Genomic DNA, 3490 nt, shown 5'->3' on the forward strand with positions numbered 1-3490 from the left:
GATCTGCAGGATCTCCTCGTCGCTGGCCGGCTCCTTGCCCGAACCGCGATTAGCGATGTCGCGGTCGTGAATGGCGGCCTGGATCAGCCGCAATGTCGGCAGCCGGTGCTTGTCCTGCGCCTTCATCGCGCTCTTCAGGGATTCGGCGATTTTTCCGCGCATGGTGCATTCTCCTTCGATCGGCGCGGACAATAGCGCCGCGGGCGGGCCAAGGCAAACCCGGATGTGCCGGAGCAAGCCACTGATTTTGCTAGGTGAAATAAAACGTTCCGGCATTTCGCATGATCATTGACCGCCCTGCCCCCTTCCCCTATGTACTGGGCCTTGCATGAACGGAAATTTGACTGCGTGGAGGCCGCGAAATCGCCGCTTCGCGCCGTTTGCCGCGCAGATGGCCCGCCGGGCCGGTTGCAGCGCGCGGCCTGATAGGAGTGCCGCATGGCCGAGATGACCGCCGCCTCGACGCCCGCCTGGGCCACTGAAAAGCCGACCGCCCTTCTGGTGCTGGCCGACGGCACCGTCATCGAAGGTCGCGGTCTCGGCGCCACCGGCTCCGCCGTCGCCGAAGTCTGCTTCAACACGGCGCTGACCGGCTACCAGGAAATCCTCACAGACCCTTCCTATGCCGGCCAGATCGTCACCTTCACCTTCCCGCATATCGGCAACATCGGCACCAATGACGAGGACATCGAGGACCTCAATCCCGCCGCCCGCGCCGGTGCCGTCGGCGCCGTGTTCAAGGCCGATGTCACCAACCCTTCCAACTATCGCGCCGGCACCGGTCTCGACCAATGGCTGAAGAAGCGCGGCATCGTCGCCCTGTCGGGCATCGACACGCGCGCGCTGACAGCACTGATCCGCGAAAAGGGCATGCCCAACGCCGTCATCGCGCACGCGCCCGACGGCGTGTTCGATCTCGACGATCTGAAGCGGTGCGCCGCCGCATGGTCGGGCCTGATCGGCCTCGACCTCGCCAAGGATGTCACCTCGGGCCAGTCCTCGGTCTGGCGCGAGACGCCCTGGGTGTGGAACGAAGGCTTTGGCGAACAGACCGAACCGACAATGCATGTCGTCGCCATCGATTATGGCGTCAAACGTAACATATTGCGCCTGCTCGCCGGCCTCGGCGCCAAGGTCACGGTGGTGCCGGCCAAGACCGGCGCCGAAGAAATCCTTGCCATGCAGCCGGACGGCATTTTTCTCTCCAATGGCCCCGGCGACCCGGAAGCCACCGGTGATTATGCCGTGCCGGTCATCCGGGATCTGTTGAAGACCGACATCCCCGTGTTCGGCATCTGCCTCGGCCACCAGATGCTGGCACTGGCGCTGGGCGGCAAGACCGCCAAGATGCACCAGGGCCATCACGGCGCCAACCATCCGGTCAAGGATCACACCACCGGCAAGGTCGAGATCGTCTCGATGAACCACGGCTTTGCCGTCGATGCCGACTCGCTGCCATCGGGCGTCGAGGAAACCCACGTCTCGCTGTTCGACGGTTCGAACTGCGGCATCACGCTGACCGGCCGGCCGGTGTTCTCGGTCCAGCATCACCCGGAGGCTTCGCCCGGCCCGCAGGACTCGCACTATCTGTTCCGTCGCTTCGTCAATCTAATCCGCGAGAAGCGCGGCGAGGAATTGCTGGCCGAACGGGCTTGATCCTTCAGAATGCTGTTAGCGATATCGCTTAACACAAAGCGATAAATGTGCGATATTGCTTGTTGTGAAGACGATCATCCTTTCGGTATCGGCGGCTCGCGATCTCGATAACCTGCCGGCGGATGTCCGCGAGCAGGTTTCCGAGGGTTTGATCACTTACGCCGTCAGCGGTCGTGGAGATGTAAAGCGTCTTGCCGGCCGGAACGGTTATAGACTGCGTATCGGCCGCTATCGCGTCATATTCGACGAAGACCGCACCACGATTCTCGCGATCTACATCGGCAAGCGTGAAACGACGACCTATAGCAGGCCATAGGACAGGACATCATGAACGCCCCGCAAATCATCAAGACCTCAACCGGCGAAGAACTGGTCGTCATCCCGAAGGCCGACTACGAGGCATTGCTGCATGCCGCTGAAGAAGCCGTGGAAGATGCTGCGGATGTGGCGATCTACGATGAACGGAAGGCCGAGCTCAAAACGGAAAAGCCCCTGCCCGCTGCCGTGACGATGGATATCCTGCGGGGCTCGAGCCGGCTCAAAGCGCTGCGCAATTGGCGCAACCTGACCCAAGCCGATTTGGCGACTGCCATTGGTGTCAGCCAGGGTTTCCTGTCGGACCTCGAATCCAATCGTCGCAAACCATCGCCGCAGACCAGTGCCATGCTGGCAAAGACGCTGGATATCCCCGGCGAATGGATCGAACCCTAGAGCAATCCCAGGAAAAGTGTGAAACGGTTTCCCGTCCGGGAATTGCGACAAACAAAGAATCTAGTTCTCATCCTACGCCACCGGCCGGCCTTCACTGGCTTCCAGGACGGCGAACCATTGCTGGCGGTCGAGCCCGATATCAAGCGCCTTGACCATGGCGGCCAGCCGTTCCGGCTTCATCGAACCCAGCACCGGCACCAATCGGGCCGGGTGGCGCAGCAGCCAGGCGATGGCGACTGCGGCAAGATCGCCGGCACCGATTTCCGCTGCCACCTCGGCAAGCGCTGCCCGCACCCGCGCCTCGCGCCCCTCCTTGCCGGTGAACAGCGAGCCGCCCCCGAGCGGCGACCAGATCATCGGCGCATAGGCAAGGCGCTGCGCGTGGTCGAGGCTGCCGTCGGTCAGCGCTGATGTCTTCAGCACCGACATCTCGATCTGGTTGGTGGCGAGCGCGAACGGCATTCGCGAGGCCAGCAGATCGAACTGCGACGGCGTGAAATTGGAGACGCCGACCGCCCTCACCTTACCGGCTTTGACCAGGCCGGCCAGTGCCGGCGCCGTCTCATCGGCATCCATCAACGGGTCCGGCCGATGCAGCAGCAACAGGTCGAGATAGTCGGTGCCGAGATTGGCGAGCGAGCGGTCGACCGAGGCCGCGATATGAGTGGCGCTGGTATCGTAGTGCTTCAGCCGGTTGTCCGGCCGGTTTGGCGATTTCTTCATGATGTCGCATTTCGAGATCAGTTCGATGCTGTCGCGCTTGCCTTTCCAGCGCGCCAGCCCGGCGCCGAAGGCCGCTTCAACCTCATAGTGCCCATAGATGTCGGCATGATCAAAGCTGGTCAGTCCGAGATCGACGGCGGTGCCGATCAGCCGTGCGACCTGATCGGCATCCGGGCGGGCGGCGCTGTCGAGCAGACGCGAGGCGCCGAAGACCAACCGCGACAGCGACAGTCCGTCCCGAGTCAGCGCAATGCGGCTGTGACTCACACCTGCGCTCCATCTTCGGCGGCGCCGGCGGTGACATTTGCGCGCGCCGCGGGCCTCGCCACCTTGGTGACGAAGACGATGCACGCCAGCGTCAGAAAACATGCGCCGACCAGATAGGGCGCACCGCCGAAGG

Annotated in this window: 5 protein-coding genes; 3 read left to right on the top strand and 2 right to left on the bottom strand. The window is 63.1% G+C overall.

Annotation, left to right across the window (positions count from 1 at the left end; all coding sequences use genetic code 11):
- Positions 1-162: GatB/YqeY domain-containing protein (locus EN750_RS24250; RefSeq protein ID WP_164890864.1), on the bottom strand; the 162-nt coding region annotated here is incomplete at its 3' end.
- 276 nt (positions 163-438) lie between these two features.
- On the opposite strand from EN750_RS24250, the gene carA reads away from it, so the two are divergent.
- The 3 genes from carA (at position 439) to EN750_RS24265 (ending at position 2367) form a co-directional block, all read left to right on the top strand.
- Complete coding sequence (gene carA / locus EN750_RS24255; RefSeq protein WP_127397904.1) at positions 439-1656, top strand: glutamine-hydrolyzing carbamoyl-phosphate synthase small subunit; 1218 nt, start codon at positions 439-441, stop codon at positions 1654-1656.
- 64 nt (positions 1657-1720) lie between these two features.
- The gene (locus tag EN750_RS24260) at positions 1721-1972 is read left to right on the top strand and encodes a type II toxin-antitoxin system RelE/ParE family toxin (protein WP_023809686.1); all 252 of its coding nucleotides are present in this window, start codon (positions 1721-1723) and stop codon (positions 1970-1972) included.
- 11 nt (positions 1973-1983) lie between these two features.
- Positions 1984-2367, top strand: a complete 384-nt coding sequence (locus tag EN750_RS24265) for a helix-turn-helix transcriptional regulator (protein WP_127397906.1) — start codon at positions 1984-1986, stop codon at positions 2365-2367.
- Positions 2368-2439: 72 nt separating this feature from the next.
- Here EN750_RS24265 and EN750_RS24270 read toward each other — a convergent pair whose 3' ends face one another.
- A complete protein-coding gene (locus tag EN750_RS24270; protein WP_127397908.1) occupies positions 2440-3357 on the bottom strand; it encodes an aldo/keto reductase family oxidoreductase in 918 nt (305 codons plus the stop codon).
- Positions 3358-3490: the final 133 nt, after the last annotated feature.

The organism is Mesorhizobium sp. M7A.F.Ca.ET.027.03.2.1, assembly GCF_003999175.1.
Lineage (GTDB): Bacteria > Pseudomonadota > Alphaproteobacteria > Rhizobiales > Rhizobiaceae > Mesorhizobium.